The sequence below is a fragment of the Syntrophomonas sp. DTU019 genome, assembly GCA_913757435.1.
Classification (GTDB): Bacteria; Bacillota; Syntrophomonadia; order Syntrophomonadales; family Syntrophomonadaceae; genus DTU019.
Map to the genome: position 1 here is coordinate 1,048,410 of CAJYDM010000001.1, position 24,194 is coordinate 1,072,603.

General features: G+C 50.1%; 20 protein-coding genes. 13 read left to right on the forward strand and 7 right to left on the reverse strand.

Features of this window, described 5'->3' with window-relative positions; translation table 11 throughout:
* Window positions 1-115 precede the first annotated feature (115 nt).
* The 6 genes from AC15IQ_RS05325 to AC15IQ_RS05350 all read right to left on the reverse strand — a co-directional run bounded on the left by AC15IQ_RS05325 (window position 116) and on the right by AC15IQ_RS05350 (window position 8,263).
* Complete coding sequence (locus tag AC15IQ_RS05325) at window positions 116-1,336, reverse strand: MFS transporter (RefSeq protein ID WP_483177633.1); 1,221 nt, start codon at window positions 1,334-1,336, stop codon at window positions 116-118.
* A gap of 199 nt (window positions 1,337-1,535) precedes the next feature.
* On the reverse strand, window positions 1,536-2,597 hold the full coding sequence (locus AC15IQ_RS05330) for a glycosyltransferase family 4 protein (RefSeq protein ID WP_483177634.1): 1,062 nt from the start codon (window positions 2,595-2,597) through the stop codon (window positions 1,536-1,538).
* Between the two features lie 64 nt (window positions 2,598-2,661).
* Window positions 2,662-3,900 carry a glycoside hydrolase 5 family protein gene (locus AC15IQ_RS05335; RefSeq protein WP_483177635.1) on the reverse strand — a complete coding sequence of 413 codons (1,239 nt, stop codon included), beginning with the start codon at window positions 3,898-3,900 and terminating at the stop codon, window positions 2,662-2,664.
* A gap of 394 nt (window positions 3,901-4,294) precedes the next feature.
* A complete protein-coding gene (locus AC15IQ_RS05340; RefSeq protein WP_483177636.1) occupies window positions 4,295-6,127 on the reverse strand; it encodes an acyl-CoA dehydrogenase in 1,833 nt (610 codons plus the stop codon).
* 111 nt (window positions 6,128-6,238) lie between these two features.
* The gene (locus AC15IQ_RS05345) at window positions 6,239-7,423 is read right to left on the reverse strand and encodes an acetyl-CoA C-acetyltransferase (RefSeq protein ID WP_483177637.1); all 1,185 of its coding nucleotides are present in this window, start codon (window positions 7,421-7,423) and stop codon (window positions 6,239-6,241) included.
* A gap of 57 nt (window positions 7,424-7,480) precedes the next feature.
* On the reverse strand, window positions 7,481-8,263 hold the full coding sequence (locus AC15IQ_RS05350) for a short-chain-enoyl-CoA hydratase (RefSeq protein WP_483177638.1): 783 nt from the start codon (window positions 8,261-8,263) through the stop codon (window positions 7,481-7,483).
* A gap of 537 nt (window positions 8,264-8,800) precedes the next feature.
* On the opposite strand from AC15IQ_RS05350, the gene AC15IQ_RS05355 reads away from it, so the two are divergent.
* Window positions 8,801-9,478 carry a rhomboid family intramembrane serine protease gene (locus AC15IQ_RS05355; RefSeq protein WP_483177639.1) on the forward strand — a complete coding sequence of 226 codons (678 nt, stop codon included), beginning with the start codon at window positions 8,801-8,803 and terminating at the stop codon, window positions 9,476-9,478.
* On the opposite strand, the gene AC15IQ_RS05360 is transcribed toward AC15IQ_RS05355, so the two are convergent.
* The gene (locus tag AC15IQ_RS05360) at window positions 9,475-10,653 is read right to left on the reverse strand and encodes a hypothetical protein (protein ID WP_483177640.1); all 1,179 of its coding nucleotides are present in this window, start codon (window positions 10,651-10,653) and stop codon (window positions 9,475-9,477) included. The genes AC15IQ_RS05355 and AC15IQ_RS05360 overlap by 4 nt on opposite strands.
* Window positions 10,654-10,785: 132 nt before the next feature.
* Here AC15IQ_RS05360 and AC15IQ_RS05365 point away from each other — a divergent pair, with 132 nt between their 5' ends.
* The 12 genes from AC15IQ_RS05365 to AC15IQ_RS05420 all read left to right on the forward strand — a co-directional run bounded on the left by AC15IQ_RS05365 (window position 10,786) and on the right by AC15IQ_RS05420 (window position 24,191).
* Window positions 10,786-11,097 (forward strand): carboxymuconolactone decarboxylase family protein, encoded by a 312-nt coding sequence (locus AC15IQ_RS05365; protein WP_483177641.1) that lies wholly within the window; start codon window positions 10,786-10,788, stop codon window positions 11,095-11,097.
* A 24-nt stretch (window positions 11,098-11,121) separates the two neighbouring features.
* On the forward strand, window positions 11,122-11,835 hold the full coding sequence (locus AC15IQ_RS05370) for an HAD family hydrolase (protein WP_483177642.1): 714 nt from the start codon (window positions 11,122-11,124) through the stop codon (window positions 11,833-11,835).
* Window positions 11,836-11,889: 54 nt separating this feature from the next.
* Window positions 11,890-12,075 carry an alpha/beta-type small acid-soluble spore protein gene (locus AC15IQ_RS05375; protein WP_483177643.1) on the forward strand — a complete coding sequence of 62 codons (186 nt, stop codon included), beginning with the start codon at window positions 11,890-11,892 and terminating at the stop codon, window positions 12,073-12,075.
* Window positions 12,076-12,137: 62 nt separating this feature from the next.
* Window positions 12,138-14,258 (forward strand): sigma 54-interacting transcriptional regulator, encoded by a 2,121-nt coding sequence (locus tag AC15IQ_RS05380; protein WP_483177644.1) that lies wholly within the window; start codon window positions 12,138-12,140, stop codon window positions 14,256-14,258.
* A 338-nt stretch (window positions 14,259-14,596) separates the two neighbouring features.
* A complete protein-coding gene (locus AC15IQ_RS05385; RefSeq protein WP_483177645.1) occupies window positions 14,597-16,729 on the forward strand; it encodes a sigma 54-interacting transcriptional regulator in 2,133 nt (710 codons plus the stop codon).
* Between the two features lie 708 nt (window positions 16,730-17,437).
* Window positions 17,438-18,793 (forward strand): acetyl-CoA C-acyltransferase, encoded by a 1,356-nt coding sequence (locus AC15IQ_RS05390; RefSeq protein WP_483177646.1) that lies wholly within the window; start codon window positions 17,438-17,440, stop codon window positions 18,791-18,793.
* A gap of 46 nt (window positions 18,794-18,839) precedes the next feature.
* The gene (locus AC15IQ_RS05395) at window positions 18,840-19,694 is read left to right on the forward strand and encodes a 3-hydroxybutyryl-CoA dehydrogenase (RefSeq protein WP_483177647.1); all 855 of its coding nucleotides are present in this window, start codon (window positions 18,840-18,842) and stop codon (window positions 19,692-19,694) included.
* 40 nt (window positions 19,695-19,734) lie between these two features.
* The gene (locus tag AC15IQ_RS05400) at window positions 19,735-20,517 is read left to right on the forward strand and encodes a short-chain-enoyl-CoA hydratase (RefSeq protein ID WP_483177648.1); all 783 of its coding nucleotides are present in this window, start codon (window positions 19,735-19,737) and stop codon (window positions 20,515-20,517) included.
* Between the two features lie 22 nt (window positions 20,518-20,539).
* Window positions 20,540-21,688 (forward strand): acyl-CoA dehydrogenase, encoded by a 1,149-nt coding sequence (locus tag AC15IQ_RS05405; RefSeq protein ID WP_483177649.1) that lies wholly within the window; start codon window positions 20,540-20,542, stop codon window positions 21,686-21,688.
* A 121-nt stretch (window positions 21,689-21,809) separates the two neighbouring features.
* Window positions 21,810-22,787: a CoA transferase subunit A gene (locus AC15IQ_RS05410; RefSeq protein ID WP_483177650.1), complete on the forward strand. Its 978-nt coding sequence runs from the start codon at window positions 21,810-21,812 to the stop codon at window positions 22,785-22,787.
* Window positions 22,788-23,588: a CoA-transferase subunit beta gene (locus AC15IQ_RS05415; protein WP_483177651.1), complete on the forward strand. Its 801-nt coding sequence runs from the start codon at window positions 22,788-22,790 to the stop codon at window positions 23,586-23,588.
* Window positions 23,589-23,720: 132 nt separating this feature from the next.
* Window positions 23,721-24,191, forward strand: a complete 471-nt coding sequence (locus tag AC15IQ_RS05420) for a YbaK/EbsC family protein (protein ID WP_483177652.1) — start codon at window positions 23,721-23,723, stop codon at window positions 24,189-24,191.
* The last annotated feature ends 3 nt before the right edge of the window (window positions 24,192-24,194 follow it).

Consider the following 24,194-nt stretch of genomic DNA (forward strand, 5'->3'; position numbering starts at 1 on the left):
GACAGTTGCATTCAAGTTGAATTTAACCCTTTCACAATAGTAGTGTCAATGGTAAATGGTCGGCGACAGCTGATAATGTTGAGCCAGGGGGCATGTATTGAGATGGCGGAAATGTTCAGACGGATTGGGTTTCGGTCGGAGAGGAAGCGTCCATTTCAGGGATTTTGAGTGCGGCCAGAAGGTTCAATACAGCAATCACGGCGGCGCCGATGAAAACCCACTGGTAGCCGGAATGTGCCCATAATAAGCCTCCAACCAAAGGCACCGTCATGGAGACAGTGTGATCCAGGGTAACCCCCATGGATAGGGTGGGAGCAAGGTCATCCGGGGACTCCGCAATGCGATTTAAATAGGTGGCACGGGCCATATTGACCGCAAACAGAACCTGATCGGTGATGAAACAGCCCATTATCACCATCAGAGCGATATGGTGAGGGAACCAGACAGGGGAATAGGCGTATAGCACGCATATTATCATCAGTCCCAGCGACTCGGCTACGATGATGCGCTTTTCGCCAATCTGGTCGATAGCTCGGCCTAAAAGTGGTCTGAAGAAAAGGCCGATCCCGGTGCCGATCAGGCTCAAGATAGCAAAAATCTCTACTCCCTGGCCGAAGAGGCGTATCAACACCCAGGGAGCGAAGGTTAGAAAAATCTGTTTTCTCGCCCCGAAGAGGATATTCAATATGTAGAAAAGGCCGTATTTTTTCCTGAATAGCAGATAACGCTCCGGCTTTTTAATGGGTTCACCCTTGATTAGGAACATGCAAATGGCTGCCAACAGGGCACAGGCCCCGGCAACACCGAATATGACCGCGAAGGAAAAGTTGAATTTGCTGACTCCTACATAGACCAGCAAGGACCCGATTAAAATCCCGGCGGCTTCCAGGCCCCCGATTTGACCCAGCAGTTTGCCGGCTTGCGCCTTTTCCGCCAGACGCAAAGCCAGTGAGGAACGCATCACCATAAAGAGATGAGCTCCAGTGCTCCATAACAGCATCCACAATACCACCATGGTCATGCTGGGTGCTAAAAAGCCTTGCCCCCACAATGAAACCGCCACCATCAGGGCCGCCACCATGGTCACCCGGGTGTCCTTGAGGAAGAGCAGAATAGTAAAAACCACCACAACCAGAAAACCTGGCAATTCCCGTGGAAACTCCAAAGCGCCCCGCGCCACCTCACTGAGATGATGGACCTGGGCCAGGTAGTTGTTGAAGGAGGGGTCGTACAGGCCGCTGTATATCCCCATCATCAAGCTGGCCAGGGAAAACAGCAAGAGGGACATATCGTAAGCCCGCAATTTCGTTGGGATCACCCCTCCTCTTACATCCATCCAGCCTATTGTAACTCCTGGAGGGCTGTTCAACAAGGGAGAATGGGCAAAGGGCAGGGCAAATCCGCAAGCACTAAAACACGCCAACAGGGGCTAATACGGGCGGCCCTGGCGTTTGAATTGAGTAATTCTTCAATCCCGTGTTGGTGAGATCTTGTTTGAGTCAATATCAAACGTCAGAACTGGTCCCATGTTTGAGCTAATTCAGCAAGGCTTGCGCTTCCACAGAGGATTTCTCCAGGGATAAGGTCTTACCGGCCAAAATTTCCTGGTATACAGACTGGTAATCGCGGGCCATGCGATCCCGGGAGAAGTGGGATTCCACCCATTGACGGCATTGCAGGCGCGGCAGCGAGGCCACATGGGGCATAATTTCGCAAGCTTCAGCGACGTTTTGTACCAAAAATCCACTCACCCCGTGTTTGATTACTTCGGGCATGGAGCCCTTATTAAACGCGATCACAGGGGTACCGCAGGCCATTGATTCGACCACGGTTAGGCCAAACATCTCATTATATGATATAGGGTGCAGTACCGCATAGGCGTTACGCAAGAGTTCATCCCGTTTGGCGGGTCCTACCGAGCCAATATAAAACACCTGCTGGTTGTCTACATGCGGAGCGATCCGTTCGTTAAAATACTCCTTGTCCTGGATAATGCCGGCGATAAACAACTTCATCCCTGACTGGCGGGCTATCTCTACAGCCTGTTCGGTCCCTTTGTCAGGATGTATGCGGCCCAGAAACACCAGGTATTCGCCAGGCTTGTCATTAAATGTGAATTCATCCAGGTTAATGCCGTGATATATCGTCCTTATATAATCCAAATCTTTGTGCCGGTCCGAATCGCTTATGGAAACATAGTAATTGTCGCGATTGTATTCCCGGAAGATAGGCAATATCTTGGGCGAGGAAAATCCGTGGATGGTAGTTACCATTGGTGTTTGTACCAGCCGGCTGAAGGCCAGGGGGATGAAGTCGTAATGGTTGTGGATGATGTCATACCGATGTGCATTCTCAAACAGGTGCGCGATATGCATAGCTTCCCATACTTTAGGATCGATGTCTGGGTTCTCCTCATAAGGATAGGGACAGATATATTCCAGGTTGGCGGCGGTTTTGGAATCCCCGGTGGCATAGAGGGTAACCTCATGTCCTAGTTTGACCAGTTCTTCGGTGAGATTGGAGACTACCAACTCCCAGGGGCCATAGTGGCGGGGCGGTGTCCTCCAGGCAATGGGTGACAGCATGGCTATCTTCATAATCAACCTCCGTGTTATTTTGCCTGCAGCAAGGTATTCTTGAAACCGGATGCAGGCTTGATGTTTATTTTTTAAAAAGCTGCGGTTTTAAGCCTTTATGCAGTCGGTACCGATCATACATGGCGGACAGATGTCCTATAGGGTCAGTGTAATAATTATCCCTGTCGAAATCTTTGAGCCAGGGATGACGAAGCTCAATCGTGGTCTGGGCCGGGATGTATGGCCGCCTGGCATGAAAAGCTTCAATGGCCGGTTTGGCAGAATGGTCCGATCTGAACAGACCGAAATAACGTTCGTGAACCCGGCGATCCAATGGGGGCCGGTCCCAGAGGTGAGGGTGATAATCGGCAAAACACCAGGCCAGAGCGCCGAGGCAATGCTCTTGCTGCAGTAATTCAATTGCCTGAAAATAAAAGTTACGGACAGGCTCTTCATCAAAAAGCGGGTACAGACTTAAAATCGAAGCTTCTTCTCGCTCACGGCTGCTGCGGCAGGTAGGCGCGCCGAATTCCTGCAGAAGCACAGGCTTACCTCCCAACCACTCAGTTACTGTGGCTAAAAAGGGAAGTGTGTGGGCATCGAACGGATCCTTGACCCAAGCCAGATAGGAGGGATAGCCGTGCATACACAAATAGTCACAGTATCGGGCGGCATCCTGCGGCCACATCTGTCGGTTCTGCTCCAGATCTTCGCTGTGCATGCCTATAGTGACAGATTTCCCAGGACTGTGCTGGCGTATTGCCGATGTCATGATATCGAGCCAGCGGCAAGCGTGGTCACGATCGGGAGGAATGGTAAAATTGGAATTCTCATTGCCCAGATCGTACCCGTACAGGGCCTCATGCGCGTGGATGTGGTCGCACACTGAGGTGATTTGAAAGGCCTGTGCCTGAATAACTTCCTCATCACTGTAACAGTCTCGCAAAGCCCTGTCGGAGTAAATCACCCCGCCGGCATAGACATCAAAAGGCTGCGACTCGGTATGGTTAGCCAGCATCCAGGCCGGCATCCAGTTAACTCCGCTCATATGACCACAGAAGAAGGTGGGCATAACCTGCAGACCGTGCACCGCAGCTATGTCCATGACCTCCGTCAGATGCTGCAGGGCAGTGTCAGATATTCGGTCCGGCCGGGGCTGAAAATCCTCCCAGGTCAAAAAAATGCGCACCAGGCCGAATCCGTGCTCCTGTAACAGTCTGAAATCATGGTCCACCTCATTGGGGTTGAAATTCTTCCACCAGTACATGGCCTTATGTATAGGCCAGTAATTAATACCTTGCAGAAAAGTGGCGTGATCAGTCACATTATCACCTCCAGCATAAGGTTACAATTGCTATCCTTCCTCAGTATTTAAGCTTTTATTCCCTATGTTATGCAGGCCTGGAAGATGAATGGTGCTCTGGCAGGTACCGAACTAAACGGGCGATGTCCGTATAAGCGTCTAAATATGGGTTATAGTGGGGCGTTAATAGTATATTTACAGAATATCTGCTGTCACCGTGCTATAAGTAATTCTTCTCTGAATCAAAAAATGACACAAAGAAAGCGTCCCCTTGTGTCATTAAGTAATTCTATACTGGATCAAAAAATGACACAAGGAAAGCGTCCCCGTGTGTCATAAAAGGAGCGGAGCTCGAATGAGCTCCGCTTTGATGTTTGCGATATAGTTTCGTCTAAGGTCGCACGATGTATACGGCTTATAGGAAAGCTTCTTCCGGAATGTTAATAGCGCTTCTGTCGCCGATCTTCATGGCCTTCTCAAATGCAAATACATCGGTTACATGGTTCATGACATAGAACCTGGCGCTGGCGATTTTGCCTTTGTAGAAGTTGGCATCGAAGTGATCATCACCCAGTTCGGCCAGCTTCTTGGCTGCCAGTAAGGCCTGAGACAGCATGAGCATGCCACAGTAGACCCTGGCGCCGGAATGCATGGTACGAGTGGCGAAGAGCTGTCTCATCTGCTTGTCGCCTGCGTTCCAGGCAGCATTCATATCTACAATGTTCTGGAAGGCTGCAACCGCTTCACCCAGCACGTCGAATTCAGCTGCTAATTCATCAGTCTTCTCATTGACTGCGAAGTCGACGATCTCCTTTACCCATTTCTTGAAAGGCTCGCCGCCGTTCATGGTGAACTTACGGCCGATGTAGTCCTGGGCTTGAATAAAGTTGGTGCCTTCCCAGATGCCATGGATAACGCAGTCGCGATACAGCTGAGCTCCGGCATACTCTTCCATGAAGCCGTAGCCGCCATGGCACTGAATGGCTTCACCGGTGAGGATCCTGGCCATGTCAGAGGCGTAGGCTTTACACAGCGGGTTGTTGATGGCGAACATGTCACCATAGTATTTTCTCTCTTCTTCAGTAGCTGCATCGACTTCCAGGTCGCGATACAGGTAAGAAGTATAAATCAAAGCACGGATGGCTTCCATGCAGGATTTTTGGAACAGCAGCATGCGGCGCACGTCTTCATGCTCGATGATCCGTACGCTAGGTCCCTTGGGATTGGTGGAATGTTTGCTCTGTACGCGGACTTTGGTGTATTCAAGAGCTGCATAATAAGCAGAGGTGATGCAGCCCAGAGTGAACAGACCGGTGTTCAGGCGTTCTTCGTTCATGTAGGCGAACATCTGTGACATACCTACACCGCGGCCGTCAACCACTTCTTTTTCGCCGACCATCCAGCCGTAGCAGTTGTCGTTTTCACCCATGGCTAAGGTCAGGGTGGAAGAACCGTGAATACCCATCTTGTGTTCGATACCGACTGAGGTGACATCGTTCCAGGCGCCCAGGGAGCCGTCTTCGTTTACCCAGAATTTGGGCACGATGAACAGGGAGATGCCGGCGGTGCCTTCTTTGGCTCCGGGGGTCTTGGCCAGCATCAGGTGGATGATGTTTTCCGCCAGGTCATGGTCACCGGAGGTGATGAAGCACTTCTGACCTTTCAGCTTGTACAAGCCGGGGGTCTCAGTGGGGAACGCTTTGCTCTGAACGGCGCCTACTTCAGAACCTGCCCCTGGTTCGGTCAGGCCCATGGTGCCGCCCCATTCGCCGGTGAACATTTTGGGCAGAAACATATCTTTCTGTTTCTGAGTGCCATAGTCCTGAAGCACAGTGGTAGCGCCCTGGGTCAGACACCAGAACATTACGATGGCTGCGGAGGCAGCAGACTGCATCTCCAGAATGGGTGCATACCAGGACAGGGGTATCTTACCGTCGCCGCGGAATCCAAACTGGGGTCCCAATTCAGCTTCCATAACGGTTTTATAAACTGTCTTGAATACGTCGGGGGTTACAACGGCATGCTCGTTGCCACCCACAAAAGTAGCGCCGATTTCATCAGCTTCTTTGTTGGCCGGGCACATAACATCGCGGCACACTTTGAAGTTGACATCCAGGAAGCTGTCGATGTCATCGATCCCATAGTATTCATTGTAAGCGGGCAGGGATAAAAGCTTATCCATAGGCAGCCATTCTTTGATGACAAACTTAATGTCACGCATGTTCATTAAAAATTGATTGTGTGGCAATACAATTCCCTCCTTCTAGTTGTCTGGTTACTATTTGTAGAAACACCTGTTTTGGCCGTAGCCAAATCTGATATGTATCTGCCCGGCAGAGCCGGGCAGGCACAATTTCGATTACATTTCCACGATCAGAGCAGTACCCATGCCGCCGCCGATGCACAGGGTGGCCAGACCTTTCTTGGAGCCGCGTCTCTTCATCTCATAGAGCAGGGTGCAGAGAATACGGGCACCGGAAGAGCCGATCGGATGGCCGATGGCGATGGCGCCGCCGTTGACATTGACTTTGTCCATCTTGTCGGCCCAGCCCAGGTCACGGCCTACAGCGATGGACTGAGCAGCAAACGCCTCGTTGGCTTCAATCAGATCGATGTCGTCGATGGTCAGGCCTGCTTTAGCCAGAGCTTTTTTAACCGCCGGTACCGGGCCTACGCCCATGATCTTCGGATCTACGCCGCCGGATGCATAGCTTACGATTTTGGCCATGGGGGTGATTCCCAGTTCAGCAGCTTTTTCAGCGGACATAACCACAACCGCTGCGGCTGCGTCATTGATACCGGAAGCATTGCCAGCGGTTACACTGCCGTCTTTCTTAAAGGCGGGTTTCAGTTTGGCCATTCCTTCTAGGGTGACGTTTTCTTTGATGAATTCGTCATTATCAAACACGGTGTCGCCCTTTTTGCCGGGGATAACTACCGGTACGATCTCATCTTTGAACTTGCCGGCTGCTCTAGCGGCGGCGGCGCGCTGCTGGCTGCGGAAGCCGAATTCATCCTGTTCTTCTCTGGTGATCCCATATAGTTCGTTGACGTTTTCAGCGGTGATACCCATGTGGTAGCCGTTGAATATGTCGGTCAAGCCGCCAAATACCATTTCGTCGACCATCTGTCCGGGGCCCATTCTGTATCCCCAGCGGGCTTTGGGAAGCAGGTAGGGAGCGGCACTCATGTTCTCAACGCCACCAGCCAGAACTATATCCACGTCGCCAGACTTGATCAACTGGGCAGCCAGGCTGACTGCTCTTAAGCCAGATCCGCAAACTTTGTTGATGGTGAAAGCGGTTACTTCTTTGGGGATTCCAGCGGCGATCATGCTCTGACGGGCGACGTTCTGGCCCAGACCGGCCTGCAGGACGCAGCCGAAAACGACTTCATCAACTTGCTCACCAGTGATGCCGGCTCTCTTCAGAGCTTCGGCCATGGCAATGGCGCCCAATTTAGCAGAACCTACATCTTTTAGGCTACCGCCAAAAGAACCTACGGGTGTACGGCATGCGCTTACGATTACGACTTCTTTAGACATTAAACAATTCCACCTCTCCTGTAAATTTTTAAGTAAAACAAAAAAGCCAACCTCACCCTATTTACCGGTGAAATTGGCGGCTCTTTTCTCTACAAATGCATTCATGCCTTCTTTTTGGTCTGCAGTGGCGAAGCACAGCCCAAATATGTCAGCTTCGAAAGCAATGGCGCGATCGATATCGGTCTGCATACCGCTATCGGCAGCAGCTTTGCAATAACGCACTGCTATCTGGCCTTTGCTGATAATGCGTTTGGCTATGTCTTTTACGGTCTGCATCAGCTCTTCAGCCGGCACCACCTGGTTGACCAGCCCGATGCGCAGCGCTTCATTGGCATCGATCACATCTGCGGTATAAAGCAGTTGTTTAGCCATACCGGGGCCGATTAAGCGCGGCAAACGCTGAGTCCCGCCGAATCCGGGAGTAATGCCCAGTCCGACTTCGGGTTGTCCAAATTTAGCCCGGAAAGAAGCGATGCGGAAATCGCATGCCATAGCCAGTTCGCAGCCACCACCCAGAGCGAATCCATTGACAGCAGCAATAACTGGTTTTTCCAACAATTCGATGCTGCGGAACACCTGATTGCCCAAGGCTGAGAATGCCCTGCTCTCAGAGGCATTCAATGGGGCCATGTAAGCAATGTCCGCACCGGCTACGAACGACTTGTCCCCCGCGCCAGTGATAATCAGGACATCAATATCAGCATCTACTGCTATTGCGGCGATCGCCTCTTTCAATTCCAACAATGTAGCAGCGTTCAAAGCATTCAATGCTTTGGGTCTGTTAATGTACAGTATCGCAAGCCTGTCTTCCTTTTCTAATAGAATATTTTCGTACGCCATAAGATACCTCCCCTTCGTGACTTTCCAGTGGCTTTCCACTTGGAGCTGCTCCATCCCCCCTCCAACATAAAAGTCAAAATACAGAGATACAGAGAGTCTCTTCCACTAAACATATTGCAGGATTGGTCAGAGGCTCACAAGTTTGTTATCTAGCGGCGAATACCTGCAAGCTCGTCCGGATCATACTCCCGAACCATATCTCAATGAACCAATCCAAATTTAGGGCCAAAAAACCTACTCCAAAATACCTGACGGACACAGGCTCAGAAAAAATCTATATAATTAGCTGTGCTTGGACATGATGAAGACAATAACTATACTCTTTTCCTGGGGCTTTGTTGGGGTATTCTCTCTCTACAATGATATTAAATAATGCTATGAAATAATAATCTCTATGTCTTATGCGGGTTCTCATAATTTGATTTACACCATACAACAATTATATTACAAACTATATTATATATGATATAACAGGTATAACATTTTTGGAAGGCAATAACTGGATTATACTGTAAATTCCTTAAAGGAGAACTTGTTATGTTTCCTCTGCGTGACAGCACCCCGAGCAGTCGTTTCCCAGTTGTTACAGTCAGTATCATCATATTGAATCTGCTGGTTTTCTACTTCGAGAGTGGCCTTTCCGAACTGGAACTGAACGCTTTGATTTATCATCTCGGACTGGTACCCGCCTATGTACAACACGCACCTTCTGATCTCTCAGTATATATTCCATTCGCAACCTCAATGTTCCTGCATGGAAGTTGGATGCATGTTATTGGAAATATGTGGATGTTGTGGCTGTTTGGAGATAATGTTGAAGATTGCATGGGGCGTTTTAAGTACCTTTTGTTCTACTTGAGCACCGGGGTGATTGCAGCCTTGGCGCATTTTTATACTGATCCGCAATCAACCATGCCCGTGGTGGGGGCCTCGGGCGCGGTGGCAGGCATTATGGGGGCTTATTTCCTGATGTTCAAGAAAGCCCGGGTTTTGACTTTCATTTTCCCCATCTTCTTAATCACCATACCAGCCTGGTTTTTCCTGGGGGTATGGGCGGTTACCCAGCTGTGGAGCGGAGCAACCGCTTTAATGCACAACACCGGTAATAGCGCCCAGATAGCATTCTGGGCGCATGTGGGCGGTTTCGCTGCCGGGATGGTTTTGTACCGCATTTTTCTCCAACCCGGCGCCCGGCAGAAGTTGGCCGACCATTAAGCGTGGGCCTTATCCAGGCTTTCTTGTTTCTTGCTCAAGAGACGGTCGATATGCTCATTGGCAAAGCGCAGACCTTCATCGCTGCTCTGCAGAAAGTAGATAGTATTCTCGATCCTTTCCTGGCTGGCTTTGATTTCATGCCAGTGTTTCTCTTCTTCAAATAGGTTCATGCAGTCCTGCAGATCATCGGCCCGGCCGGTCTCAAGATACTGTTTGAAGGTGGTCAGGGTTTTGTGGTCCTGATAAGAACCATGTACCGGGGAACGGGATATCACTGAGTTGTAGAAAGCCAGCATCTGCCGAGTATTGCCCAGCTTGGATTCAGCCTCACTGATCTCCTGCAGGCAGGTATCGCGGAAGTCATCTCCGCACTGCAGCCATTTTTCCAGGGTGTCTTTGTAGCGCTCACAGGCCTTTTCATATTCGCGGTAGCGCAACAGATATATTTTCATGTGATGGTTGTACTTAATGCACTCCTCCTGGTATTTCTTGCTGGAGCGCTTCAGAATATTCTGTAGGGGAATTAAGCTATCCCGGTTGGTCTCAGGCTTAGCTGGTTTGTCCGGTATATTATCCGGTTCTGGCGGCAGGACATCCTCCCGGGATATGATAGCCTGACGCTGTTCAATCAGTTTCTGCAGGTAGTGCTGGTGGCGGTTCAGCTTTTCGATTTCCTGCAGACTCAAGAGGCACATATCTATGTCACGCAGCAATTCCTCCCGCCCCTTGGCGCCCTTTTTTTCTTTTTTCTTAGGCTTCAAGTACAGGCTGACCTCCTCCAGCATAGGAGGAGTCTCGTGCAAAGCCGTGATGGCGGCAAAGTCCTGCACCATCAACATCTGGCTGCTGTCAGGTTTGTCTTTGCAGAAATAGAAGCGGGTATTGGTAGCCGGGAAGTAATAGGGGCCAATGGTATTCAGGTATTCGTTGCCGGCTAGTATCTCCACCCCCTCAGCAGCCTCCAGGAAGCTTTCCCACAGGTCCAACCATAGCTTGCAGGGAGTGCGTCCCCTGGGCCCGTTCTTGGCCAAATCTCGGGTCTGCTGGTAAACATCCAGGGTTATTCTGAGGTGTGAGTCATAATAGTAATACAGCACATCCTGCGGTGGATATTGTATTATTAAAGATAGGTCCAGATAATGCACATCATCTTTGTGCAGAAAAGTAAAAAACATAACCATAACCCCCTTTAGATTCTGTTATCAATTTCTATATATTTACATTTATTCCTGCTTTAAGGGAATAATTATTTAACATCAATATCTTACATAAAATCAACAAAATTTAGAGTAATGGGGTGAAAAAGTATGAATAAAGGCAAAGCAGGTCTGCCCTGGTTTGTGGAAAATATGCAGCTGCATGACGCCGAACTGTATCGCCTGTCGGCGGACAGTGTGCATACCGCTATGGCGCCGGGCGCCCTTGATGCTAAGACCAAGATACTGATAGTACTGGCTTTGGACGCTTTGAAGGGGGCTGCTCAAGGAGTGCAGGTGGTTGCGGCGCAGGCCCGGGCTGCCGGGGCCACCGAGGCGGAAATAAAGGAAACGCTTCGCCTGGCCTATTATGTCAGCTCCATGGATGTGGTCAAGACGGCTCTCAAGGCTTTTGAGGAATGAAATACTATTGATTGAGGAGTGTTCATGTTTAAGGCAGTTTTATTCGACCTGGATGGCACCTTATTAGACATTGATATGAATGTGTTTTTGGAGCACTATTTCCATACCATGGCGGAAATGGCCGCTCAGTCAGGATTTCAACAGCACCGCCAGCTGGTTGAACAGGTATTTCAATCGACCGGCGTGATGATCGCCGACCGTGACCCAACATCCACCAACCAGGATATCTTTATGAATGATTTCTTCAGTCGTTGGCCGTATCAGAGGCATGAATTTGAGCCGTTTTTTGAGCATTTTTACCGTGAAGGCTTTCCGCGCCTGAGCCGTTTATGCCGTCCCATACCAGGAGTACCTGAGCTTATCAAGGGTATGGCCAACAAAGGCATCCAGATGGTCGTGGCCACCAATGCGGTTTTTCCCCTGACCGCGCTCCAGCAGCGTCTGCAATGGGCTGGCCTGGAGGCAGATGTCTTCGACCTGATCACATCCTATGAAGTAATGCACTTCTGTAAACCCCATTTGGAATACTACCAGGAGATATGCGAAAAGCTTCAGTTAAAACCCCAGGATTGTTTGATGGTGGGCAATGATGTGGGAGAGGATATGGTGGCTGAAAAGCTGGGTATGAAAACCTTCCTGGTGGAGGATTATGTAATCGATCCCGGCCATACTGATATCAGACCTACCTGGAGGGGCACTATGCGAGAATTTTTGGCCTTTGCATCCAAAAATTTATAGTATTGCAATGTCACCCTGAACCGTGCTGGGGTAAATATTAAGGAGGAATGCACTATGGCTGCCAAGAATAAGAAAACCAAGGTGTTGACTGAAAAGGACTTGCTCAAAATCGAGATCGCTAAAGAGATGGGGATCTGGGAGCAAGTGCAGAATGAAGGTTGGGAATCCCTTAGCAATGCCGTTTGCGGAAAAGTGGGCGGGTTGATGAGCAAAAGACTTAGAAATGGGATCCGGCCCTAGCTCAAGCCCTTGCTGAAATAACCCCTGGCTGTAATAAGTCTTACTGCGACCGAGGTAACAGTATGAAAATCCAAGAAATAATGACCGGGGATCCTATCGTATTAAGGCCTGAACAATCCTTAACCGAGGTCCTGAGAATATTCATCGACAATAAGATCGACGGTGCACCGGTGGTAGACGAGAGCGATCATTTGATCGGGCTTTTTACCAAAAGCCATATTTATCGGGCGGCGCTCCACCATCTTGATGAGAATGTGACAGTAGGATCCTTGATGACCCGGGATGTATATGTCGGTCAGCCCGAGGATGATTTTGAAAAGGTAGTCACCCCTATGGTGCCGCGTCTGCCGGTGGTAGATGCCAACAACAAGGTAGTCGGCATTTTGACCAGAGGGGATATTGCCAACGCCTTTTTCAATTCCTATCAGAATATCTCGCGTGAACTGGACGTTATCATCGATTCAACGCACAATGCTATCGTATCTATAGATGAAAATGGCAAAATAAAAGTCTTTAACCGGTCTGCCGAAGTAGCCCTGGGTATGAATGCCCGGGAAGTCATAGGCCGGTCTGTCATGGAGATAATTCCCAACAGCGGCCTGCTGAATGTGATGAAAAATGGGCAGGTAGAATTGCTGCGGAAGATCACCATAAATGGCAGGGAATTCATCTCCAACCGTTCGCCGATAGTCAAGGACGGCAAGTCCATCGGGGCAGTGGCCGTCATGCACGATATATCCGAAATTGAAAAGATATCCCGGGAACTGCAGGTGGTGCGAGAGCTGAATGAGGAACTCGACGCCATTATCGAGTCTTCTTTCGATGGCTTGTACATCACCGACGGTAACGGCATAACCTTGCGTCTTAATAAGGCCTTCCAGATGATCAGCGGTGTCAAGCCTGATGAATTCATCCACCGCAGTGTGGAGGATATCGAAGCAGAAGGAGTGGTGAACCAATCGGTGACCAAGCTGGTCCTGGAAAGGCGTGAATCGGTAACCATCAATCAACAATATAAAACTGGCCGAACCGCACTGACCACGGGTAGCCCGGTTTTTGACAAAGACGGCAAACTCTTTAGGGTAGTCTGCAACGTGCGCGACATCACTGAATTGAATATGCTCAAACAGAGATTGGAACAGGTACAGGGGCTGTCAGAGCTTTATGCCAGTGAACTGAGCAGTCTGCGCATCAAATATGCCAGTCCGCTGCGCCTGGTTGCCAACTCCGTCCCTATGCGCAAGATGCTGGAGATGGTCTTTCGGGTCGCCCAGGTGGAATCGACCATACTCATAACTGGCGAATCGGGTACCGGCAAGGAGCTCATAGCCGAAATCATTCATGAGAACAGCCCCTGCCGCACCGGGCCTTATCTTAAATTGAATTGCGGGGCAATTCCCGAGCACCTTCTGGAATCGGAGTTGTTCGGCTATGAAGGCGGTGCATTTACCGGAGCCAGAAAGGAAGGTAAACCAGGATATTTTGAACTGGCTGATGGTGGAACGCTGTTTTTGGATGAAATCGCCGAACTCCCTCTAGGTCTGCAGGTCAAGCTGCTGCGTGTCTTGCAGAGCAAGGAGATCACCCGGGTGGGCGGAACTACCCCCTTTAGCGTAGATGTGCGCATTATCGCCGCCACCAACCGGGACTTGATGGAATTGGTCAAAAGCAAGTTGTTCAGGGGTGACCTGTACTACCGGCTCAATGTACTGCCTATCAACGTGCCTCCGCTGCGGGAGCGCAAGGACGATATCCCCAACCTGGTAGCCTATTTTATGAAAGTATTCAATGAAAAGTATCAGCTCGCCAAAAGAGTGTCTCCCGAAGTCATAGATATATTCATGGAGCACAATTGGCCCGGCAATGTGCGCGAGCTGGAGAACCTTATTGAACGCCTGGTGGTTATCACCGCAGGCGATATGATTACCACGGCCGACATGCCTGCTCACCTATTTCCGGAGTCCATAACAGATAAGGACACGGAGGCTCCGGCGGTATCTGTCTCCGCTATTATTCCTTTTAAAGATGCCGTTGAGAGTGTGGAAAGACAGATACTGGAACAAGCCTACGAGAAATTCAGCAGTGCCAGGCAAATAGCCCGGGAGTTGCAGGTGGACGTATCAACCATTGTTCGCAAGGCTGCCAAATACGGTATCTCAACTCATAATAATGGAAGACCATAGTGTTGCGTCGGCGCAACTAGCAGTTGCTTCAATGCAACAATGTCGAAACATGATCGAAATTAACGAAGCTCTGTTGTTTTACTCACTGAATAACAGCGCATTTTATAGTTCTGCCTGGTTTGAAAAGATGATTCCCGGTTGAGATGGGCAAACCGAAAACCCGGTGTTGCATTTATGCAACACCGGGTTTTCGGTTTGGATATGGAATGCCATAGTTGGCATGCCATGAACTGTCTTGCTCAGGGCACTCAGTATAGCAGCCCCAATCATGCGGTATGCATCTTGCATGTACTGTGAGCCATAGAGGGAATTTCAGAATGCCGAGGTGAGAATCAGGTTTGAAACTCAAAGACATTATGACTGTTTCCCCCATCATGGTCAGAGCGGATAATACCATAAATGAAGTAGTTAACATCTTTCTGGAGAACAAGATCGACGGGGTGCCGGTAGTGGATGAGGACAACCGATTGGTCGGCTTGTTCACCAAAGGGCATGTCTACCGCGCTATAAGCCGGTCGTTAGACCTTGATTCCCCTGTCAGCACCTTAATGACTCGTGAGGTTTACACTGCGAGGCCTGATGATGATTTTGAGGATGTGGTAACTCCTGCATTACCGCGCCTTCCCATTGTTGATGACGAAGGCAGGGTGGTGGGAATGCTTACCCGGGGTGATATCGCCAATGCCTTTTTCAATTCTTATCAGAACGTATCCAGCGAACTGGAAACCATAATAGACTCAACCCACAATATGATCATATCGGTGGATGAAAATGGCGTAATCAAGGTATTTAACCGCTCTGCAGAGCGCCTTCTGGGTCTGGGACCGGAGGTCATCGGCCAGAATATCCTCGACATCTTGCCGGCCAGCCGATTAATGGAGGTCATACTTACCGGCAGGGTAGAATCAATGCAAAAGGTAGTTATGCGGGGTAGAGAATTCGTCTCCAACCGCAGCCCCATCACCAAAGATGGCAGGATAATCGGTGCGGTGGCAGTCTTACAGGATTCTTCAGAGTTGGAGAAGATCTCCCAGGAACTCCACTATGTCAAAGAGCTTAATAAGGAACTGGATGCCATCATTGAATCTTCCTTTGACGGATTATATATCACCGACGGCCAGGGTATCACGCTGCGGCTCAACAAGGCTTTCGAGATGATAAGCGGAATCAACGGTCATGAATTTCTTGGTCATAATGTTGATGATATTGAGAGAGAGGGAGTAGTGTCAGAATCGGTTACCAAATTGGTTCTGCAGCGCCGCGAACCGGTCACCATTATTCAGAATTATAAGACCGGCAAAATCACCCTGGCCACAGGCAACCCGGTTTTCGATAAGAACGGTGAGATTTTCAGAGTGGTATGCAATGTTCGCGACATCACCGAACTCAATATGTTGAATGAAAAATTGGAACGGGCGCAAGGACTGACACAGCACTATGAGACCGAACTGCGCTCGCTGCGTATGAAGTACGCGTCCCCCGAACGTCTGGTGGCCAATTCGCCGGAGATGCGCAAGATGCTGGATATGGTAATCCGCATCGCACAGGTGGAATCTACCATTTTAATCAGCGGGGAGACTGGAACCGGTAAAGAACTGATCGCACAGATTATCCATGAAAACAGCCCCTGCAGCAAGGGGCCTTTTATAAAGGTGAACTGCGGGGCTATACCTGAGAATCTGCTGGAATCAGAGTTATTCGGTTACGAGACTGGTGCTTTCACCGGGGCGCGTAAAGAAGGTAAACCGGGATTCTTCCAGCTGGCTTCCGGAGGCACCCTTTTCCTGGATGAGATCGGGGAACTTCCCCTGGGGCTGCAGGTCAAGCTTTTGCGCGTCCTGCAGAGCAAGGAAATAACCCGGGTGGGAGGCACTTCGCCTATAGCGGTGGATGTTCGCATTGTAGCCGCTACCAACCGTGATCTTTTGGAAATGGTGCAGAATAAGCAGTTCCGAGGAGATCTCTATTACCGTCTCAATGTCTTGCCCATTCACGTGCCGCCATTAAGGGAACGCAAGGACGATATACCTAATTTGGTAGTGCATTTTGTGCGGCTCTTCAATCAGAAATACCAGCTGACCAAACGTATCGCGCCTGAGGTAGTGGAGCTTTTTATGGAATATGACTGGCCGGGCAATGTCAGAGAGCTGGAAAACCTGATCGAGCGCCTAATCGTCATAACCCCCGGTGATGTGGTCAACTGGCAGGACCTGCCTATGCATATTACCAACGAATCGGGGGACATCGTCTCCGACCACGCTTCACAGGTTACTGTGTCGGGCATAGTTCCGCTCAAAGATGCCGTGGAAAGCGTAGAGAAACAGATCCTTCAGCAGGCCTATGCCAAATATCGCACCACGCGGCAGATGGCAGCTGAACTCAAGGTGGATGCCTCTACTATCGTTCGCAAGGCTGCAAAATATGGAATTACGCCTGCACAAGTGATCTCTCAGCGCCTGTTGCAATCCTGAAACACCTGTTGCGCATGCGCAACACGGTCCTCGGTATATGAGCAGAAATGCAGTGAAATAGGCGCCGGGATGCGGACATGGCTTAAGCTCAAGACAGAAGTGACATAGCAATAATGCAACACTGCCAAGCTTATAAGCGATTTAAGCGTTTAGATAAAATCAGCCCCTGTTGCTTCAACGCAACAGGGGCTTTGGACTTTCTGCATGTCAAAGCCATAAAAAAAATATTGGTAGGCCATGTAAGCCCGCATTGGCGGCATCGGATACACATCACGCCCAAGTTGTGGCATACAAGTTGCATTGTCGGTAGTCAGGCAGGTAGTTTTACGACTCTCAGTTACCCAACTTTCCTCTTATGATTTTTGTACCGTATTGCCTGCTGGTGATCTTACACGAACGTACGAGAGTTCACCGCAGGCAATATCCCCCTTTTTAAGAAACTGACCTTAGATAGATAAAACGTCGCAGCCCAAATTAACGCCAGTATCGCAAGCCGTTTATATATTGGCCTGACTGTCCCGGGGCCTTTAAGGCCCCGGCAGTTAGGGGTCATAAAGCAAGCAGCAGTACGACCCTCTGCTAAGAGGCTGAACTAACCATGGGAGAGGAGGGATGCAACCTCAAGCGGTGGGGACGGTTTCTACAGTTAGTCACAGAAAGCCAGTTCTGGCGAGATAAGATCATTAAGGAGTAAAGGAGGCCATCACTTTGTCAGATTTTGTACAGAAATTAGAAATGAAAAGAGCCGATTATCCCAAAACCGTGCCAGTAACCGGTTTCGGGGAGAGGAAACCGGATTTTTCCGGAATGGGTAAAAAGATCAAAAATCCCTATGCAAAGTTTACGGAGGTCGTTTGTGTGGCTGCCGCACGTACGCCTTACGGGGTGTTTGCCGGGAAGTTGAAAGAGTATGATGCTCCACAGTTAGGTGCACTGGCCATTAAGGAAGTCATGCGCCGTGTGGAAGGCAAGGTTAAAGGCGAAGATATTGACTATGTCTTTATGGGTGAGGTCGTACCCGCTGGGGTGGGGCAGGTTCCCAGCCGCCAGGCTACCATATTGGCAGGGCTTCCCGTATCTGTTCCGTCTATTACGGTTAACAAAGTCTGCTCGTCAGGTATTAAAACCATAGATTTGGGCGTTCAGTTCATAAAACTAGGCCGGGGCGACATAGTCATCGCCGGTGGTATGGAAAGTATGAGCAACTGTCCCTATTCTCTGCCTGACCATAGATTTGGGAACCGCATGGGGCTTCCCAATGGCAGGCTGGTCGACCTGATGGTTTATGACGGTCTGTGGGATGCCTTCTACAATCGCCACATGGCCATCCATGGCTCAGAAGTATCAGATGAATTCGGGATTCCTAGAGAAATGATGGACTGGTGGGCATATCTTTCCCAGAGCCGCGCGGTGGATGCTATGGCCTCTGGACGCCTGGATGATGAAATCTTTCCGGTGGAGATCAAGAGAGGCAAAGAAGTCATGAGCAAAGACGAAGGCCCCCGTCCCGGCACTACCATTGAGGGGCTTGCCAAGCTGCCGCCGGTATTCAATCATAAGAGCACTGTGACCGGAGGACCGGGCAGTGTCACCGCCGGCAATGCTCCTGGCGTCAATGACGGTGGTGCTGCGGTTATGCTGATGAGCCGAGAAAAAGCTGATGAACTGGGCTTAAAGCCGCTATTCACTATTGTGGACTATGCTGAAGTGTCACAGCAGACTAAGGATATTGCCACTGTGCCCGGCCTTTCCATCAAGAAGGTTTTAGAGCAGAACGACCTGACTCCGGCTGACATAAAGCTGGTAGAAGCCAACGAGGCCTTCGCGGCAGTAGTTCTGGTTAGCTGCATGGGTATTCTGGGAATGAGCAAGGAAGATATGGAAGCCAAGGTCAATGTCAACGGCTCCGCGATCGCTTATGGACATCCCATCGGATCTTCCGGGGCTCGTATCCTGATGACCCTGGGTTATGAGCTGAAACGCCGTGGAGGCGGATATGGGGTGTGCGGCATTTGCTCCGGCCATGCCCAGGGCGATGCCATGTTGATCAAGGTAGAGCCATAGGTCTTATTTAAGGCAATAAATATAGAAATATAGGGAGGCGAATTTTGTGGAGATCAAAAAGGTTATGGTTATAGGCGCTGGCCAGATGGGGAATGGCATCGCACAGGTTTCGGCTCAGACCGGCTGGGAAACCGTTCTTTATGATATCAACATGGATCTGGTTGACAAAGGTATGGCCAATATCACCAAAAACCTTCAGCGCGATGTATCCAAAGGCAAGAGGACCGAGGACGAGATGGCTGCCATATTAGGCAAGCTCAAACCCTCCGTCAGCCTGGATGATGCCGCCGATGCCGACCTGATCATCGAGGCCATCGTTGAGAACTTTGACATCAAGAAAAAGGTATTCGAGCAGCTTGATGCCATCGCTCCGGCACATGCCATTTTAGCCACCAATACTTCCTCACTGCCCATCACTCAGATCGCTGCCACCACCAAGAGGCCTGCTCAGGTGATCGGTATGCATTTCATGAACCCGGTTCCGGTCATGAAGCTGGTCGAGGTCATCAGAGGCCTGGCCACCAGTGATGAAGTATATCAGATCATTGAAGAAGCATCCATCAAAATGGGCAAAGTCCCGGTATGGTGCAAAGACGTACCTGGATTCGTATCCAACCGCGTATTGCAGGTAATGATCAATGAAGCCCTGTGGGAACTGTATGAGGGCGTAGCCCCGGCTGAAAATATCGACAACATCATGAAGCTGGGCATGAACCATCCCATGGGACCGTGCGCCCTGGCTGACCTGATCGGTCTCGATACCATACTCTCCATTCTGAATGTTATGTACACCGGCTATGGCGACCCCAAATACCGGCCCTCTCCCTTGCTTAAGCAATATGTTCAGGCAGGTTGGCTGGGACGCAAGACTGGCAAGGGCATTTTCGACTACAGCAAATAAGCTGTGACAGTCCTATTCTTACAGGAGGGGGGTTAAACCGGTGGAGTTTGCCAATGTGATTCTTGAAAAACAGGATAGGATCGGGCTCTTGACCATAAACCGGCCCAAAGCCTTGAACGCTTTGAACAAGGATACCTTGTTGGACATCAAGGCAGCGGTGGAATTGGTTAAAGAAGACCCCGAGATCGACGTCTTGGTGATAACCGGATCTGGCGACAAATCCTTTGTAGCTGGGGCAGATATCACCTATATGCTGGAGATGACTGCTCTAGAAGGACGTGAGTTCGGTATCTTGGGCAGCAGCGTCTTCCGCCTCATTGAGACCATGGATAAACCGGTAATAGCCGCTATCAATGGCTTCTGCCTGGGCGGTGGATGCGAACTGGCCATGTCCTGCGACTTCCGGGTCAGTTCTGATAAAGGCAAGTTTGGCCAACCGGAAGTCGGTTTGGGGGTAACCCCCGGGTTCGGCGGCACACAGCGTTTGCCACGCATCGTCGGAACTGGTATGGCAGCGGAATTGCTGTATACCGGAGACGTGATCGATGCGGCCGAAGCCCTTCGCATTGGCCTGGTCAATCATGTGGTTCCGGCCGGCGAACTGATGGACTTTGTTATGAGCCTGGCTAAGAAGATCGCCAGCCGTGGTCAGATTTCAGTGCGTCTGTGCAAAAAGGCTATGTATGAAGGCGTACAAGTCGATATTGATCGCGGGCTCACCATAGAGGCGGATATCTTTGGCATATGCTTTGCCACTGAAGAACAAAAAGAAGGCATGAAGGCTTTCGTGGAAAAACGCAAAGCCAACTTTACGGGGAAATAAACGAGGAGGAGATGAACAATACATGCATTTTGCACTGAGCGATGAATCATTAATGATGCGAGATATGTTTCGTAAGTTCGCCAAAAACGAGGTTGAACCCCTGGCGGCGGAAATAGACAAGACACACGAATTTCCAATGGTGACCTTTAAGAAAATGGCTGATCTGGGTCTTTGCGGCCTGCCCATCCCTGAAGAATGGGGCGGTGCCGGAGCAACCTATTTGGATTACGCCATTTTTGTAGAGGAATTGGCTAAAGTATGCGCTTCGACCGCGGTTATTATGAGTGTGCATACCGGATTGGGTTGTATGAGCACCTGGTTGTATGGCACTGAAAAACTGAAACAGAAATACCTGCGGGCATTAGCTACCGGCGAAATTGTGGGGGCTTATGCCTTAACAGAGCCTAATGCTGGTTCTGACGCGGCTTCCATCCGCTGCAAAGCCGAAGACAAAGGAGATCATTTCCTGGTCAATGGCAGCAAGATATTTATCACCAACGGCGGGGTGGCCACCACTTATTGCACTTTCGTGAAATCCGATCCCACCCAGGGCCCGGGTCGGGGCATCACCTGCCTGGTCATTGAAAAGGACACCCCTGGTTTTACTATGAGCAAACCGGTGGCCAAGATGGGTATGAACGGTTCGCCCACAGTTGAACTGTATTTCGAAGATGTCAAAGTCCCCAAAGAGAACATGCTGGGGATACAGGGTAAGGGCTTTGAAGTAGCCATGGGACTCTTGAATGGCGGACGCGTTACCATAGCCGCCCAGGGGCTAGGCATAGGAGAAGGTGCCCTGGAATATACCATAAACTATATCAAGGAAAGACAGCAATTCGGAAAACCGCTGGCTGCCAATCAAGGTGTGCAGTTTATGGTGGCCGACATGGCTACGGCTTTGGATGCTGCTCAGCTTCTGGTCTACCGGGCTGCATGGTTGAAAGATAATGGTCTCCCCCATGGAACAGAGGCTTCTATGGCTAAAAAATTCGCCACCGATACCAGTATGGAAGTCTGCACCAACTGTGTGCAGCTTATGGGCGGCTACGGCTACTGCAGTGAATTCCCCATCGAGCGTATGATGAGAGACGTCAAGATCACCCAGATCTATGAAGGCTCCAACCAGATCCAGCGCATGATCATCGGCCGCGGAGTGATTGGCAAATGGTAGAATGAAGATTTCCCGCCCCTAAAGGGGCGGGAAAACCCCATACAGGCTGCCAACGGCGTGTTGATACGACGGTTTTGCGAGCAGAAGAGGAGAGATTTGACGACAAGGAGGAGGTAAATTAATGGGTAAACCACAAAGACTCACACTCAAAGAAGCGGTCGGCCTCATTAACGATGGAGATTTTTTAACCTTTAGTGGTTTCACTATCTGGCGGCGGCCGGTGGCTTTCTGCTATGAAATGGTGCGCCAAGGTAAAAAGGATCTGCATCTGTTCGAGGTTAACGGCGGCACCCACACCGAGATCCTGGCTGGAGCCGGGTGCGTCAAACTCTGGGAATCCTGCTGGGTGGGCCATGAATTGTATGGCAAGCTCGGTGAAGCAGTTGCCCGGGGTCAAGTTGAAGGTACTATTATAGTTGAGGATTACAGCCATGCCCAATGCGTGGCACGTATTCTTGCCGGGGCATATGGGCTGCCCTTTATGCCCACCGCTCTTTCCATGGGCACTGACATTTTAAACCCCAAATTTGATAACTTTAAGAAGGCCGGTTTACGCGACGGCTCCGATCCCAAAATCCCGCTGAAGAAATACGATATCATCCATGATAGCCTTTATGATAAAGGTGAAATCCTCTTGATGCCTGCTGTCAATGCCGATTGGGCTATTATTTATGCCTCTCAGGTCGGTGATGAAGGCACCGTAAGGATGTTTGCACATAGCTATGTTGACGCGGAAACCATCAAAGCGGCTGACAAGGTTATTGTCATCGCCGAGGAAATGGTCCCCGATTCCTACCTCCGCCAGGAGCCTGATAGGAATATAGCCGCAGGGCATGCCATCGACTATGTTGTTGTACAACCGTGGGCGGCTCACCCGACCGGATCACAGTACTTCTATGATGTTGATGCTGATTTTATCAGGAACTTCTATCAAGCCTCCAAGAGTAAAGAATCTTATGACAAGTGGGCTCAAGAATGGATCTTCGGGGTGGCTGATCATGAGGAATATGTTGAAAAATTGGGCGTCAACCGCTTGACGAAGCTGAAAGCCAACTCAGTCTTAGGCTACTCAACATCGGTGAAAAGGGGGACGAGATAGATGGCGAAAAACTATGCTACCGATTACAAAGGAGTTGACCTTCTAGCAGTTGCAGCCGCCAGAGAGGTAAATGATGGCGACGTAGTTTTTGCTGGCACTGGCCTCCCTATGCTAGCTATCTTGCTGGCTCAGGTCAATCATGCCCCTAATGCAGTATGCATCTATGAAGCAGGTACTGTTGACGGCAGGGCTTTGGATTTACCCACATCAGTGGGCGACTCCCGTTGTGCCTGGCAGGCTTCGATCGCAGCCGGTTTGACTGAGACCTTTTACGGTCAGCTGCATTGCGGTTATGTAGATCTGGGCTTTTTAGGCGGCGCCGAGATTGACAAATACGGCAACGTCAATACCACCGTAGTGGGTGATTATTCGGCGCCCAGCAAGCGTTTCACCGGCAGCGGCGGCAATCCGGATATTAACTCCTACGCCAAGCGGACCGTTTTTATCATGGTTCAGGAAAAGCGCCGGTTTAAGGAACATGTGGATTACATTACTTCCCCGGGATGGAGGATTCCCAAATGGCCTTCCGGCGAATATGTGCACCGCCGGGAAGTCTACGGCAAGTTCTACCAGGGAGGCCCCAGTGCGGTAATCACCAATATGGGCGTGTTCCGTTTTGATGATGAGGGCATCATGTATCTGGATACCGTTCATCCCGGATTCACCGCCGAGCAAGTCAAAGACAACTGCCTCTTTGACCTGAATATTTCCCGCTGCAAAGGTGAAACCGAAAGACCCACCGTGGAAGAAATTGACCTGCTTTACAAGCGGGTGGACCCGGAAGGTATCTTCCTTCCCTAGACCTCGCAGCAATTACACATAGAGGGGCTATTCCTCCCGGAATAGCCCCTTTACCATTTAATAGGTGCCAGGCCAGGCACCTATTGAGTTATAATTAAACAAGTTTAGCAATAAAGGAGTCCGAGTTTAAACATGTCTGCAATTGAAAAGGTCAAAGAGTATCTTTACAGCAAAGATCCGACGGTTAAAGTGATTGAATTCGAACAGGATACCAGCACTTCATATCTGGCTGCCCAGGCCTTGGGTACAGAGGTGGCTCAGATCGCCAAGTCCATTTTGCTGAAGGACAAGAAAGGCGAATACCTGCTGGTAGTGTCGACCGGTGATGCCCGCATCGACAATAAAAAGGTCAAACAGATAAGCTCTTCTCGCTTGAGGATGGCCTCAGCCGAGGAGGTCCTGGAAGTTACCGGTTTTCCTATTGGCGGGGTATGTCCTTTTGCCATGAAGTCAGATGTTCCTATTTATCTGGATGACAGCCTGAAACGCTTCCCGGTAGTATATGCCGCTGCTGGAACGCCTAATACCGCAGTGCCGGTAAGCTTTGAGCAGCTCACTGCCATTACCGGGGGAACCTGGTGTGATGTAACCATGGTGCCATAGACG